Source organism: Paenarthrobacter nitroguajacolicus (assembly GCF_051027655.1).
Taxonomy (GTDB): Bacteria; Actinomycetota; Actinomycetes; order Actinomycetales; family Micrococcaceae; genus Arthrobacter; species Arthrobacter nitroguajacolicus.
Genome location: NZ_CP073234.1, coordinates 3626196 through 3640008 on the forward strand (window position 1 = coordinate 3626196; position 13813 = coordinate 3640008).

Here is a 13813-nt window from a genome sequence, read left to right on the forward strand (position 1 = left end):
CGCTGCCTGCGACCGACCAGCGGAACGGCGACAACAGCTCGCACGGAATCCCCCAATCCGTCCTGATCCGCACAGTCTAGCTTCGTTCAACTACCGGTGTCGTCGTGCGCGCTGAAGCCAGCCGGCCGCCGTCGTCGGCGTTTTGATGTCGGTCAGTTCTGGTGCTGCCGTGACCAGCCGCGACAGCTCGGTGCCCGGTGCTGCGAGCCGGTCCACGGTGTCGAAGATGAACTGCTGCATCGCGGCGGCGGCCGCTGAAGGTCCGACGTCGTTGCGGCGGGCCAGGTTGACGGTTCGCGTCAGGGAGGGACGCACTAAACGTGCGCTCTGTAGTCCGGGCCGGTCGATGACCACCATGGCCGGCACCACTGCAACACCCAAGCCGCGTTCCACGAACCGAAGCACGGCGTCCATCTCCCCACCCTCGACGGCAATCAAGGGTTCCAGGCCGGCGGCGGAGAACGCAGCATCGGTGGCCACGCGCAGCTCATAACTGCGGTTGAACGCCACCTGCGGTACGCGAGCAAGTTCCTCGAGCGTGAATTCTTCCGGTGACCCTGATTTCGCAGCGGATATGACCACCAGCTCCTCGGATAGCAGCGGGACCAGCTCAGTGCCCGGCACGGAAGGGTCGGTTCCACGCGTGACCACCAAGGCCAGATCCAGCGTGCTTTCGTTGAGGGCCTCAACCAGAAATCGCGAACCGCCCTCAGTGATGTGCAACTCCACTCCGGGATAAGCGCTGCGGAATGCGGCCAGAACATCGGCTACCAGCGAGACGCACAAAGTAGGTGGGGCGCCGAGGCGAACGCGACCGCGGCGCAAGCCTGCGAGTTCCTGGATCTGGTCATGGGCGGCCTGTGCATCGCCGAGCATGCGCCGTGCGATGGGCAGGAGCAACTCCCCCGCGTTTGTCAGTGTCACCCCTGAAGGCCGACGGTGAAAGAGCTCCGTACCGAGATGAGCCTCAAGTGCTGCGATCTGCCGGCTCAATGACGGTTGGGCGAGATACAGTTCCTCGGCGGCGCGTGTGAAATGGCCTACTCGAGCCACCATCTCAAAGGAACGCAACTGGTCCAGCTTCATGGTCATAGCATAAACGCATCAGGATGAGGCAAATAATTCATTGGAGACATTGCGACATGCGGCCTACCGTTGCTGATATGAACCTCTCTTCAGCTCCAGAACGTCTCCTGTCCACTTCGGTGCTGGTCATCGGCACCGGCGGCGCCGGGTTGCGCGCCTCCATTGAACTGGCCCAGAGAGGCGTCCAAGTGCTCGCTGTGGGTAAGCGCAGAAAGCATGATGCGCACACGAGCCTGGCCGCCGGTGGCATCAACGCTGCCCTGGGCACCATGGACCCGGAAGACAGCTGGGAACAGCACGCCGCAGACACCTTGCGTGAGTCGTACTTCCTGGCGGACCCGACCATTGTGGAAACCGTAGCCCGGAACGCGGCCCGCGGTATCGAGGACCTTGAACAGTGGGGCATGCCGTTCGCACGCGAGGAAGACGGGCGCATCTCCCAGCGCTTCTTCGGCGCTCACAAATATCGCCGCACCGCCTACGCCGGGGATTACACCGGGCTGGAGATCCAGCGCACGCTCATGCGCCGCGCGGCAGAGTTGAACGTCCCCATCATCGACACCGTGTACATCACCCGGCTACTAGTGTCCGACGGCACCATTTTCGGGGCCTATGGATTCGACATAGTGGATGGCACCCCCGTCCAAATCCACGCCGACGCGGTCATCCTCGCCGCCGGTGGCCATACGCGCATCTGGCGCCACACATCCTCACGACGCGATGAGAACACCGGCGACTCTTTCCGACTGGCTGCCCTGGCCGGTGCCCGGATCCGCGACGCCGAGTTGGTCCAGTTCCACCCCTCCGGCCTGCTTGAGCCCGACGACGCCGCAGGCACCTTGGTGTCCGAAGCGGCACGCGGAGAAGGCGGCATCCTCACCAACGCACTCGGCGAGCGCTTCATGGAACGTTACGACCCCGAGCGTATGGAACTCTCCACCCGGGACCGCGTGGCCCTGGCCGGATTCACCGAGGTCGCCGAGGGCCGTGGGACTGCGAAGGGCGGAGTTTACCTGGACGTCTCCCACCTGCCTCGAGAGACCATCATGGAAAAGCTGCCCAGGGTTTATCGCACCCTGATTGACCTCCAGATGCTGGACATCACCACTACCAAGATGGAGATCGCGCCTACCGCTCACTACTCGATGGGCGGAGTCTGGGTTGCCCCGGAGGACCACGGAACGGGAGTGAACGGACTCTATGCCATCGGCGAGGCATCCTCGGGGCTGCACGGAGCCAATCGCCTCGGAGGAAACTCCCTGATTGAGCTGCTCGTCTACGGGCGTATCACCGGCGAGCATGTGGCCGACTACGTATGTTCGCTCACCGAGGTGCATCGGGATCCGGCAGCAGTCGGTCTTGCCCGCAACGAAATGCAAAGCCTGCTGAACGGGAAGGGTACGGAGTCAGCGCGTCGGCTACAGCGTGAACTGCGGAATCTGATGACCGAGCACGCCGGCGTAGTGCGCACCGAACAGGGGCTGCAGGCGGGACTAGGGAAGCTGGATGATCTGGAGGGACGTGCGCAGTTCGTTACAGCGCACCCGGACATTGCGGGGTTCGACGACCTGGCCCACGCCTACGACCTTCTAGGTTCCCTCCTCGCTGCACGAGCCACCCTGGAGTGTGCTCTTGAGCGCCGCGAAACCCGCGGAGCACACAACCGGGCCGACTACCCAACGCTGGATCCGGCACTGCAGGGAAACTTCGTCTGGTCACCAGGTGAAGGTGTCAGCTTCGAAACGTTGGCCCCGGCTCCAGACTCCTTCCGGGCCTTGGCTGAGGCCCATGCCGAGGACTCGGTCGCCGGAAAGCTTGTGGAGTAAATCAGGCGGCTTAGGCCGTGCCTGAAGGAAGCTGCTCCAGCCGCCACGCGATGATCTCACTAATAAGCTCGGTGGGCAGCGGGGCGTTGTGGCGCAGCTGGACGAGGTGATCGGTGGTTCCGTATTCGTTCAGCTGCGCCGAGAAATGCGCGATTGCGTCCGGAGTCGGATAGAACCCAATGTGCTTCTTTGTTGCGGTGAAGAAGAACAACGGCTCGGTTCCGAGTTTGAAGGTGGGCATACGCCAACTGATCGACTCTTCAGCTTCCTCGGGCACGGCTGACCGGATCAGTTCGTACACCGCCAGCAGCCGTTGCCGCACATCGCCGTCGTACTGTTCTATGTACTCGCTAATCGATTCCGCTGCCATGTGGACTCCCCTGTTCGCCGCAAGGCGATCCTATTACAGCTCCTCATTGGGGCCCTCCAGGCTTTAGTCCCCCGAGCTTGACGTTGGCCAGCTCCAGCGGCCATCCGGCGTGATCTTGTATGTCACTTGGCCGAACAGAAGGTCACTGGTGCCGGCGGGGTCGCCGCCGTAAGCCCGGTACAGGGCTTTGGTCTTCACACCTCGGCGTTTCAGGGAGCGAAGGAGCCACCAGACCAACGCCGCAGCGCATAGCAATGGAATAAAGACGAGCGCCCATTGCCGAAGGCCAAGCCAGTGCAGGCTGAATAGCGGGATCACATAGCCAAGTGCGCCCACGACGACCACTTGAAAACCGATCCAAAAACGGAGTTCTCGGTTTGATGGTCGGTTATGAATGTCGTAGATGTAGTCGTCCAGGGATTTCACACTGCTCTTAGCATCAGTTGGCGGCTTAGGTCGCTGCTGAGCTGGCTCCCAATAGTCTGCCCTGCCAGTCGAGTTTGGTTTCGGTGAACCCCGCAACTTACGGAGCTGCGTCGCCCGGTATTCTTGGCGCGACAGCGTGACTGCATAGAAGGTGAAGGCTCCGCCGCCGCAGTCAGAAACAGCGCGCCCCACATAGGGCTTTGCCCCTGTCCCAGCGGCGCCAGCAACAGCACCACCGAAAAGACCGTGAGTATCGCGGCAACGACCGCGAGAATTCCCATCCCCCACCATGTGCTGACCTGTGCCTGCCCACTGCCTGGAGTAAAGCCAATTTCGTCTGCCGGGTAGCTGTGCAGTTCGCCGGTACTGGTGTTGCGGAGTACGCGTTTTTCCCCGGCGGCCACTGCAGCCTTGTGCTCTGCGTACACGGCATCATTGCGCCGCTCACGGTCGGAAATCATGGGCCGTTCTTTCTTTTCAGTCAGCTGGTCAGAGGTTCACAACGTGCTGGGGTCGGCAGTGATCAGCCCTATTAGGCCCAATATAGGTAACGCAGAAACAATTGGGCCGGCAATCAGGATCCAGGTCGTCCCCGGGTGCCGGCGGTAACCTCTCCCGCGCAGCTTGCCGGCCCATAGAGCAGCGTAGATGATGCTGGCGATCACGTAAGGGAACGCCAGCAAAACTGTCCCCAAACCTAGCCAGATGGTGGCCTGTAAAACGCTCAGCCCGCCTTCGCTGTACATATCGGCCGATCCGGACGTACCTGCGCCGAAAAGAAGCAGCAGCAGGAGCACCAGAAGACCTGCCAGGATCAGCAGAATCGTCCGAAATGTCCTGGCCCACGCGGGCAACGGCGGAGGTTGGACCTGTCCGGGCTGACTCGGGAAATAATTCGGGGAGTACGGGTTGTGAGGTTCCACGGTGCTCTTCCTACGGAGGGCTGGTGCAGGGTTTAGGCGGGGTGAACGTGCACAATAATGACTTGCACATCCTTTGAACCGTCATATCGGAGGTCGTACGAGACCCGGAGGCCTGTTGAGGTGCCCGGAGCCAAGGAAAAGTCACCTTCATCCTCTGGCCGGCTGGACATCGATTCGATCCAGCCCTCTGCTGACTCGCTGGGAATTCCGTACCGGTCCACGCCGTCGCGGATCAGGGCTGCGAAGTCCTCGAACGATTCGACCTTAAGGAAGTACGTGATTTCGCGGAAGTCGGACCTGTTATTCATGCCATTGAGCCTGAGCCGATCAGTCTTAGCGCTGATCAGTCCCGTCGGCGCTTCGATATTCAAGTCCATCAGACCATCAGAAATCAGGACATCCGGAGCTTGGCTGGTGCCGTGTTCGAGGCCGACGCTCTCCTTTGTGAGCACGCCGGACGTCATGTCGAAAATTGCCATCCTCGACTTCTTGATCTGCTCGATGCCCGCCGAGTCCAACCTTGCGTAGGTCTTCGCGCCAGTTAGTGCGGAAGGCGCCGTTGACGCCGTCGCGGAGCCGTTAGGGACAGCTGCCGTACAGCCCGTTAGCACCAACGACGTGAGCAAAAAAGTGGCAGCCAAGCCTTTCATACCTGTCCCCCTGAAGTATGTGACGGTCACGTCAGTAAATCACCCGCAGGGGTGACCAGTGAACTTCCCGTGAGGGCAGTTGTGCCCATTGCGCCGACCGTAGAGCATCGGTTACCCCCCTATCCTGTAGCGGCTTGGTGGAACGATGAGCTCCTTGACGCCCCTCGAAAAGGCCGCTCAGCGGTCGCACCATCTCTTGCTTTTGGTGGCTATCCTCCTGCTTGGATGTCTCAGCGGGTGCGAGTCTAAGCCCGACGAAATCTCCCCGTCCTCCAGCCCTCCGACTTCGGTGACTTCCGCGGTCCCGCCGCTGCCGGAGAGCGGCGTCATCGACGCCGGCACATACCTCGCCACCAGTTTCAAGGAACCTTTCGAGATCACCGTCCCGGACGGCTGGATGGCCGAAGAAGACGGCCTTGGAAAGGACGACCCGGATCACCGGGTGACATGGCCGTCTACCTGACTTTCTGGCCTTCGAACTACGTACCGACGGACGCATGCGCGTGGCAGGGCGCGCTCGTCGAGATCGATCCGTCGGCTAAGGACCTCGTCGACGCAATGACGGCGCAAACGTCAACGGCGAGCACCCCTCCGGTCGAGGTCGTGGTGGGCGACTACCGCGGCTTCGAATTCGACCACTCCGTCGAAGGCATCGCAGACATCAAAGGCTGCGACGAAGACAAGATCTGTGTCCGCTCAGAGTTCTCGCCCATATACACCCGCTGGTACTCAAGCGTCGCTGAGCGGGAAACGTACCGAGTGGTCAACCTGAACGGCGAACGCGCTGTCGTCGGCTTCACCACGTTCCACGAATCGATCAATCCAGAATTGACGAGAGAGGCACGCGCCGTCTTCGACTCGATCGTCTTTAAGTCCACCAAATGACCAACTGCTGCCACCGCGGAAACTGGACGACCTGGCGGCAGTTGTGCTCATTGCGCCTTCAGGGCATCGCCCGGTCATGGTTACCGGGAGAGTCTCCCTTTCCGGATGTGACAGTTGTAGACTCCCGTTCCACGACGCGCTACCGCGTCACACACTTTTTGGGGGAGGTTGTAGTGGGTGCTTTGCGTGGGTTTCAGGCCTTCAATGAACGACGACGGCTGGGTGCGGCGGGGACGGTCGCCGTCGCAATCTTGCTGGCACTGTTGCTGGGAACTTCGGGTCCACCCGCCGAGGCCAGCGAAATCAAGGATGCGGCACACTCAAATCTCGGCACAGCATCGAGCGCCGTCAAGAACGACTTCAATGGGGACCACAAACCTGACATTCTGGCCCGTGACGGCGCCGGCGACCTATGGCTCTACCCCGGAAACGGCTCAGGCGGTTGGCTGCCCCGGATTCAGGTAGGAAACGGCTGGAACATCATGACGGCAATCATTGCCCCCGGGGATTTCAATGGTGACGGTCACGCGGACATCCTGGCCCGTGATTATCCCTTGGGTGATTTGTGGCTATACCCCGGAAATGGCTCGGCGGGATGGATGCCACGTGTGCTGGCAGCCGGTGGCTGGAATAACCAGACTAATAGCCTAGGGATCGGCGACTTCCAAGGTGACGGATTCGTTGACGTAGCCGTCTCTAACCGTGGCGGGATGTGGATAGAGCGCGGTAATGGCAAGGGCGGCTGGCTGGACCCAGCGTGGGCGGGATACGGCTGGTTCTTCGGTTCGGAGGCCATCGGTGTCGGCGATTTCAACAGTGATGGCACGTCTGATGTCGTGGGTCGCGACAATTCGGGTGTCCTGTGGCTCTACCCTGGCGACGGAACCGGCGGCTGGTTGCCACAGAGCGTGACAGGCGCCGGTTGGAATGCCATGAACTCCCTTGTTGGACCAGGCGACTTCAATGGGGATGGGAAGAACGACATCCTGGCACGAGACTCCATCGGCGACTTGTACCTCTACGAGGGCAGCGGTGGATCCGCATGGCCCACATCGAGGAAAGTGGGCAACGGCTGGAACGTCATGACGGCGATCTTTTAGAAAAAGTCTTTGGAGCCGCGGCGAGTGTTTTTGGGGACCTTGGCAGCGCGGACAAACCACCAAATGCACAAGCCTAAGAGGACGAGATTCAGCCCCACAATGATCCAAAAAGGGACTGTTGGAGAATGACCCTCAAACAACGAAAGGACCCTGCTCGCAAGCAGCATCAGAGCTAGGAGACCAAAAAAGACCGCTTGCACCTTGGTGGGCTGCTGCTTCCTTGTCGTCATGGCTTGAGCCTATAGGTGGCCGCGATATTCCTCGCGTCGGGCAGGGACCGGGCGAGGCGATCAAGCTTGGTCACCACGAGGGTGTCTCCATTGCGGCATGCGGCCAGGGCTTTGCCAAGGCCGGGCCGTTCCCGCTGGGTGCCTGTGAATCTGTGATCCACGTGGAAAGCATCGGGATCCACGCCGGCCGCCGCGAGCGCATCCCGATGGGCGGTCAAATCTTGAGTGTTTGTGCAGACACGGGCATAGCCAAAAAGCATGACGCCGAGTGTAGCGTTTAGGGCCCCTTCACCGGGCAGTTTCGCGGGCGGGTCTTACGGGAATCCGGGGACCCGGAACGGCGGGAATTTCGACGCCCGCAAGATCGGACTGCACAGCGGCCGGTGGAGGACCGGCTTACGGACGCCCCCTGTCTAGCCAAGCGGAACGGATGGAGTGCACGGGTAGTCTGAAGCGATGTCCTATGACTTGGCAGTTTTTGGTTCCGAGGCACTCCTAAGCGGAGATGTAGCTACGCGTATCACGAACATCCGCGGCCTGACCGCTGACTTGGACCCCGACGTCGCTTCTTCCTGGAGTTTCCGCGTGTTTAGAGGTCCCAAGCGTATTTACAGCTTCACGGTCGAAGGACCGTATGAAGATAGCGGCGAAGACACTCCCGAAACGTATGCCGAGATGGTCGTGTTTGGCATCAAGTATCGATACGACATTCTCATCGAAGGGGACGGAGATGCGTCGGGCGTCCCTCCTGCTCAGGCCTTCGCCAAGAAATTGGCCAAAGCAGTCAGCGGGTTCGCTATGGATCTGCAGACCGACGAAGTATGGCCGAAGCCCAGGAAGCCTGCGCCCTCCACTGACTGGTATGACTCGCCCGATTGGAGCGATGAGGCAAAGGCGGAGTTCGAGGAAAAGCTCCGCAGCGTCCCTGGCACGGGTTCCGGATACCTGCACAGCAAAGCGATCCGACTCCAAATGGCGGGCGAGCTGAAGGGTGCCAGCGAACTTTGGTTACGGGTGCTGGATGACACGGACGAGTTCGTGGCCATGTCGTCCCATAACGCTGCGCTGGAAGGCTTGGGTGATATTTACGCCAAAGAGAACCCCGAGTTGTCCGCGCACTACTACCGTCGATTGCTGGCAAAAGACAGTCTCCAAATGACAACGGGCATGCAGGCAGTCAAACTTGCTCAAGTCCTCATAACCCGAGGCGAGACCTCCGACCTCGAAGAGGCAGCAGCGCTGCTCGAACGCTGGGCCGAGGGGCCAGATGACCCCTTTGCCGTCAACAACTTCAGATGGAACATGGCTGTTATCCATTTGGCCCAAGCCATCGGCGACCAGGACGCTACACGCAAGGCTGCACGTCGTGGCTTGGACCTCCTTGGAGTGGGCCCTCAGTTCCCAGCTCAGATGTGCAGTCAGAAGTGCAGGGGTGTGCACGTGAACGACGAAACTTTGGACTGGCTGCAGCAAATAGCTGAATAGATCCCGTGCCGACGGTGACATAAATTCGTGGCGGACGCGCCCGTTAAGGGATCCCTTAGCGAACGTCAGGGGTGGCCAGTGTCATGTCCACCTAATCCCGAATGCAGGGTCTGCGACGATGGTCGCATGCTTGTATGGCTTACGGACTGGCTTTGCGGAAGATCACCTGCTCATTAGAGTGGGTGACACAGTGGATTGGACAGTGTATCCGGCTGACCGGGATTGGGTTTGGCGATTGTTCGGTGGTCGTCTGGTCATCGATTGGCAGTTCGATTCGTACGGCGATGCGGTGGATCAACCTTCGCGTCGGGTGTCGGGAGAAGTAGCTGAGGTGTGCAGCGTGCGCTGTCGTCAGACCCGGACACGCGAAGGCCTGGTACCCGTGACTGGCGAGGCAACGCTGGAGCCGGTAGCCGACACATCCGGTTCATGGATGCGTGATACCGCTCATGAGGAAAGCGTCGCCAACACCGGCACTGGCCAGATCATGTACGCATTCTCGTACACAGGTCCCTTTGACAGAGGCGAAACCGACTATCTCTACGGCTATGTCCTATCACTTGCATACTGCGACGAAGAGAATAGCGCCAGCGAATCGACGAGACAGTGACAACGCACTAATTCCCAATAGTGCACCAGCGTCCCGCTAGAGGATCGGTTTAGTGGCGCTTCGTGGCATTGTAGGCTCTGTGACTGGGCCCATAATGCCATGGTTAGACCTTGTAGAAACTGCGGAGGTGCAGCGTGGACGAGCTTGATGAAGTGGAATTTCTGGAAGGTCTCCCGCCATTAGTACGCGCTTCCCGAACTGGAGACCTTGGCGAGGTCTGTTCACTGCTTGCCCAAGGCGTTTCCCCTGCTGCGGCCGAATCCGATGGATGGTCCGCGCTGCACGCCGCTGCATCGCTAAACAATACTGAGATCATTGGGGTACTGCTCGAAGCGGGGTGTCCGGTCGACGTCATGGACGACTCCGGTTTCACGCCATTGCTCAACGCCGCGGGCCCAGGGAACACCGAGACAATCAGTCGCCTCCTTGCCGCGGGAGCCGACCCTAACGTCAGGGAATACCGACTGCTTCAAACACCCTTGTTACGTGCAGCCGACTACGGAAATGCCGAAGTCGCACAGCTGCTCATTGATGCAGGAGCGCGCATCGACGACAAGTCCCGCGGGGCAACGGCTCTGATGACGGCGGCGGAGTCCTCGGACGGGATGGAAACCGTAAGAGTCCTTCTGCAGGCCGGAGCAGATCCTCGAATAACGGACGACGGAACTGACGAAAAATTCGTAGGCATGACCGCGGCTGACTATGCGCGTCGAATGAGCAACACTTTAATCGCGGACTTCATAGATGCCTGGAAATGACGTGCCCAGACTGGATACTTGTGTCGATGCCAAAATCACAGAACTCCTGGCCTTAGCACGAGGTAACCAAATCGGTGCCCGGTAAGGGGATCCCTCACCGGGCACGGTGAGGGATCCTCTACCGGGCAGGCCAGAGGTCTGCTCTGGCCCCGGCCTCGCAAGAGAGTGGCCCCGCATTCAACTCAGTGAAAACTGGTCCGCGGCAGTGGTGTAGCGAATGACTGGCGCGCCGCTCGAACCTTCGTCTCTAATCACAACATCTCGATGAAGCGTGGTTCCGAGCTTCCTGATCAGGTGGGCTATGCCGTCTACTCTTGCCTGGTTGACGAGTTCCCGGAGGTCGAAGTCAAATATCACAGCGTCCGGACCGGGAAAGAAGTTGACGCGTGCTCCATCGACGGGCCACACGGCAAAGCTCTCGAATTCGGCAAGACCGTGTCTGTTGGGCGGCAGAGGTGAATGGCCATCACTGGTTGTCACTCGCCAGCCGCTGCGGTGCAGCATCGCAAACACTGCATCCCAGTCGTGTTCTGCACTCCCGAGTACCTCGCCATCAGGGAGCACGCCGGGGTCGTCCCCGAAGGCCCTATGGAAGTGCGTCCAGTCAAGATCCGATGTCATGGGCACAATCATCGCTCAGATCGTGTCGGGGTCGTGGGATTGCTCTGTTGGAGGCTCGAAGCGACGCCCGTAAGACGATCCGCATCTGGCCTTGCACACGATGGACACGCTCACGACAGGGCTTTCACAGCATTGCTAGATTTAGTCCGTGAAACATAAGGACAGCAATGACCCCGTTTTCGATCAACTACTGTCGTTGATCGACAAGCACGGGTGGGCGGTACGTCATGTCGGCGCGGGTCATGAGGCTGCTTTTTCCTACACTGTGGGCCTGACTGCCGTAGGGCATCCTGAGATTGTTATGGAGGGCCTGCCGTTCGAAGTGGCTCAAGCATTCCTGAACCTCATGGGTGAAGAGGTCAAAGCAGGTAGACGTTTCACTCCCGGAAGCATCACCACCGACCTCACGGACTCTCCAGCTCCCATCGCTTTCATCTCGGTAGAAAACATCACGGGACTGACAGCAGTGGCGGAAGTCTATGGCGAAGTAAACGCCCTCCAAGCAATTTGGAGTGACTCCACGGGACGACTGCCCTGGGAGTCGTCCTACCGCAACTCTGCGGATGCGCAACCGCTTTTGGGTCCGGTACCGGACTCCTTCAAGTAAATCTGTCGCTTTTCGTTCGACCGCAACGTGTCCGGTAGAGGATGGCTATGCGGACATATTAGGGGGCGCATAGGAAAAGACTGACGGCCTCCTAATGTGCGCCATCATGGTTCTCATGAGATCTGAACTTGATTGGGCGCGCGTCCATAAAGCTTTCGGGGATGATCCCGGCGTGCTCCCTGATGGAGAAGTGGTCGGGAGTGCGGAACAGGACTGGGATGTGCTGTTTGCGATGCTGCACGACAGCGATTGGAAAGTGACGACCAGCGATGGCCATTCACCGCTTCCACCCAATAGGCATGGTCTTGCCGAGTTTGAGATCATTGCCGTCTGGCCGATTGACGGAGTGCGTGTCAACTTCTTCCCAGGACCCGACGGCGTATATTTTGACGTCGACCTTCGGGAACTCATCAACCAGGCCGCAATGGACGGGCTTGCCAACTTGATGCGCAAGCTCGGAGCGACTCTTCGTCGAGACGTCGTGCTCAGAGACGAGGGGTCAACAGGCACCCCAGTCATTCGCTACGCCACTTCAGCAGACCTGTTCACAATAAGCTAGATACAAAAGGACCCCGTCAAAGCCCCGTCCCTTGCAGAGCCAGCCCTCCCGTTAAAGGATCCGCTACCGGACATGTCGTACGGGAAGGCGGTAGACCGTCTTTACGGCAAGGGAAACTCTGGGATGCACTGTGGGCTGTCACCCCGACGAACTACTGTTAAGCCCGCATATGGGCAAGCCCGTAGCCGTAATCCAAGCGAGGAACGAATATGCCACCACGCCAAAGCCCTGCCCAAAAATTGGCCGCCAAGCTCCTGCTTGGCGGCGAATGGGCGCCCGTGACCAACAAAATCGGGTTCATCAAACAACCGCTTGACGAAGCCGCCGTCGAGTGGCGGCAATGGGTCCAGGGCAGCCCCTACCAACCGCGTGGCGGCATTGGCGTCACCGAGCACAAGGGCACCTTGAGGGAGCTGCTGGGCAAGCTCCTGCCCCTGGGATATGGCACGCGTTGGCTTCTGTTAGAGACGACTAATCCCGAGTGGACCGCTGTCATGGAGAACACCACCGGTGACGCGAACTTCTACTTGCCCTTACAGGTGCATTTCCCGGAGGCAAGGGGAATTCCCATCATTGAGGTTGAAGACGAGCCCAAGAACATGAAACGCCTGCCCGATGAAATGGCCAGGGGTCGTTGGGGTGGCCGCAGTCTCAAGATTTACGACGAGGCGGGTAAGTGGAGGGGCCTGAGCCTCTATCAATCTGAACCTTGGAAGTTCCACCACGGTGGAGAACCCTACGACTTCGAAGACGTCGAACAGTATTCCGCGCCGCGCGCCCTTGACTGTTTCCCCCACGAGACGTTGGTCCACATCTGCCGCAACTTGGGACTGGACCCCTTCGAGGAGGACTTCTACGTCCCCAACGGACGGGCATTCATTGTGGAGCTACTCCACGACGGAAAGAGGTCGGGAGGGAAGAAGTACACGTTGGCGGAGGCGAGGGCAGGTTACGACGATATCAGTGTTCAGCGCGTTGACGACCCCGTCATTGGCAACGCCCTCTACCCTTCGGGTGCGGTAAATCCTCACCCCGACGCGGTCTTCCCTTCTACCGGGCACAAGCCCTACGTGAAGCCAACCCTGTGGGACCTGGCCGTGAAGGAATTCGAAGAGAGCCTGAAACGCTATAGCAGCTACCCAGTCCGTGCGTCCCTCAGTGAAGGCCTGGAAGAACTGGGTGTTCTTGGCTTACCGTCACGGTCGTCTGGTGGGTCTGGAAGCACCAGTATCAGCGTGATGGCCACGCCCACGCTGTTGGAATCACCTGCGGCTGTCCGCGAGTACACAGCAGCCTTCATGATCCTGCAATGGACGCAGGCCGATGACTCGTCTGCGTACAAGTCGTTCTACCCGAACCGGAAGCAGATGGCCGTCATCCGGCGCATCTACAAGGAGCAGGGCCTCTACCCCTTCGATGTGAACTCCAATGGCGTCTATTTCACATTGGCCGTGGACAAAATGATCCGTACCGTTACCAGCCTGCGGCTGACCGATGAGCTCGTTGATTGGGAAGCCTCGCGTGCAAAGCCGAAGCTGGGCGAAATGGCAGCATACGACGGGAGAAACCGATCCTGCGCGTGGGAGATCCGGATGCACATCCAGGGGCACGAAGACGAGATCTGGAACACCGGCCTGGACGCGAGGGTTTGAGCCTGCGGGAGGAATTGCTCTTCAA

17 protein-coding genes and 1 pseudogene are annotated in these 13813 nt (G+C 59.8%); 10 read left to right on the plus strand and 8 right to left on the minus strand.

Going from position 1 to position 13813, the window contains the following annotated elements:
• Positions 1-90: 90 nt before the first annotated feature.
• Positions 91-1092 (minus strand): LysR family transcriptional regulator, encoded by a 1002-nt coding sequence (locus KCX59_RS17090; RefSeq protein ID WP_256871609.1) that lies wholly within the window; start codon positions 1090-1092, stop codon positions 91-93.
• Between the two features lie 71 nt (positions 1093-1163).
• Between KCX59_RS17090 and KCX59_RS17095 the strand changes: the two genes are divergently transcribed.
• Positions 1164-2912, plus strand: a complete 1749-nt coding sequence (locus KCX59_RS17095; protein WP_179019442.1) for an L-aspartate oxidase — start codon at positions 1164-1166, stop codon at positions 2910-2912.
• A gap of 10 nt (positions 2913-2922) precedes the next feature.
• On the opposite strand, the gene KCX59_RS17100 is transcribed toward KCX59_RS17095, so the two are convergent.
• The 5 genes from KCX59_RS17100 to KCX59_RS17120 all read right to left on the minus strand — a co-directional run bounded on the left by KCX59_RS17100 (position 2923) and on the right by KCX59_RS17120 (position 5281).
• On the minus strand, positions 2923-3282 hold the full coding sequence (locus tag KCX59_RS17100) for an iron chaperone (RefSeq protein ID WP_178997540.1): 360 nt from the start codon (positions 3280-3282) through the stop codon (positions 2923-2925).
• A 63-nt stretch (positions 3283-3345) separates the two neighbouring features.
• Complete coding sequence (locus KCX59_RS17105; RefSeq protein WP_370629242.1) at positions 3346-3708, minus strand: hypothetical protein; 363 nt, start codon at positions 3706-3708, stop codon at positions 3346-3348.
• On the minus strand, positions 3705-4169 hold the full coding sequence (locus KCX59_RS17110; protein WP_218649865.1) for a hypothetical protein: 465 nt from the start codon (positions 4167-4169) through the stop codon (positions 3705-3707). The genes KCX59_RS17105 and KCX59_RS17110 overlap by 4 nt, the downstream gene beginning before the upstream one ends.
• Before the next feature lie 36 nt (positions 4170-4205).
• Positions 4206-4631 (minus strand): hypothetical protein, encoded by a 426-nt coding sequence (locus tag KCX59_RS17115; protein WP_179019440.1) that lies wholly within the window; start codon positions 4629-4631, stop codon positions 4206-4208.
• 32 nt (positions 4632-4663) lie between these two features.
• Positions 4664-5281 carry a hypothetical protein gene (locus KCX59_RS17120; RefSeq protein WP_179019438.1) on the minus strand — a complete coding sequence of 206 codons (618 nt, stop codon included), beginning with the start codon at positions 5279-5281 and terminating at the stop codon, positions 4664-4666.
• 145 nt (positions 5282-5426) lie between these two features.
• On the opposite strand from KCX59_RS17120, the gene KCX59_RS17125 reads away from it, so the two are divergent.
• The 3 genes from KCX59_RS17125 (at position 5427) to KCX59_RS17135 (ending at position 7266) form a co-directional block, all read left to right on the plus strand.
• Positions 5427-5744 carry a hypothetical protein gene (locus KCX59_RS17125; protein WP_256871608.1) on the plus strand — a complete coding sequence of 106 codons (318 nt, stop codon included), beginning with the start codon at positions 5427-5429 and terminating at the stop codon, positions 5742-5744.
• Complete coding sequence (locus KCX59_RS17130; RefSeq protein WP_256871607.1) at positions 5729-6166, plus strand: hypothetical protein; 438 nt, start codon at positions 5729-5731, stop codon at positions 6164-6166. The genes KCX59_RS17125 and KCX59_RS17130 overlap by 16 nt, the downstream gene beginning before the upstream one ends.
• Positions 6167-6273: 107 nt before the next feature.
• A complete protein-coding gene (locus KCX59_RS17135) occupies positions 6274-7266 on the plus strand; it encodes an FG-GAP repeat domain-containing protein (RefSeq protein WP_179019437.1) in 993 nt (330 codons plus the stop codon).
• A 250-nt stretch (positions 7267-7516) separates the two neighbouring features.
• Here KCX59_RS17135 and KCX59_RS17140 read toward each other — a convergent pair.
• Positions 7517-7756: pseudogene (locus KCX59_RS17140) on the minus strand (recombinase family protein); the annotation flags it as partial.
• Between the two features lie 196 nt (positions 7757-7952).
• Between KCX59_RS17140 and KCX59_RS17145 the strand changes: the two are divergent.
• The 3 genes from KCX59_RS17145 to KCX59_RS17155 all read left to right on the plus strand — a co-directional run bounded on the left by KCX59_RS17145 (position 7953) and on the right by KCX59_RS17155 (position 10349).
• Entirely contained in the window at positions 7953-8981 is a 1029-nt protein-coding gene (locus tag KCX59_RS17145) for a hypothetical protein (RefSeq protein WP_179019435.1), read from the plus strand.
• Between the two features lie 190 nt (positions 8982-9171).
• Entirely contained in the window at positions 9172-9591 is a 420-nt protein-coding gene (locus KCX59_RS17150; protein ID WP_179019433.1) for a hypothetical protein, read from the plus strand.
• Positions 9592-9725: 134 nt separating this feature from the next.
• Positions 9726-10349, plus strand: coding sequence for an ankyrin repeat domain-containing protein (locus KCX59_RS17155; protein WP_179019431.1), 624 nt, complete (start codon positions 9726-9728; stop codon positions 10347-10349).
• 177 nt (positions 10350-10526) lie between these two features.
• On the opposite strand, the gene KCX59_RS17160 is transcribed toward KCX59_RS17155, so the two are convergent.
• The gene (locus KCX59_RS17160) at positions 10527-10970 is read right to left on the minus strand and encodes a hypothetical protein (protein ID WP_179019429.1); all 444 of its coding nucleotides are present in this window, start codon (positions 10968-10970) and stop codon (positions 10527-10529) included.
• A gap of 148 nt (positions 10971-11118) precedes the next feature.
• Here KCX59_RS17160 and KCX59_RS17165 point away from each other — a divergent pair, with 148 nt between their 5' ends.
• The 3 genes from KCX59_RS17165 to KCX59_RS17175 all read left to right on the plus strand — a co-directional run bounded on the left by KCX59_RS17165 (position 11119) and on the right by KCX59_RS17175 (position 13788).
• Positions 11119-11577 (plus strand): DUF4262 domain-containing protein, encoded by a 459-nt coding sequence (locus tag KCX59_RS17165; protein WP_179019427.1) that lies wholly within the window; start codon positions 11119-11121, stop codon positions 11575-11577.
• Positions 11578-11692: 115 nt separating this feature from the next.
• The gene (locus KCX59_RS17170) at positions 11693-12136 is read left to right on the plus strand and encodes a hypothetical protein (protein WP_179019425.1); all 444 of its coding nucleotides are present in this window, start codon (positions 11693-11695) and stop codon (positions 12134-12136) included.
• Between the two features lie 209 nt (positions 12137-12345).
• Positions 12346-13788, plus strand: coding sequence for a hypothetical protein (locus KCX59_RS17175; RefSeq protein WP_179019423.1), 1443 nt, complete (start codon positions 12346-12348; stop codon positions 13786-13788).
• Positions 13789-13813 lie beyond the last annotated feature (25 nt).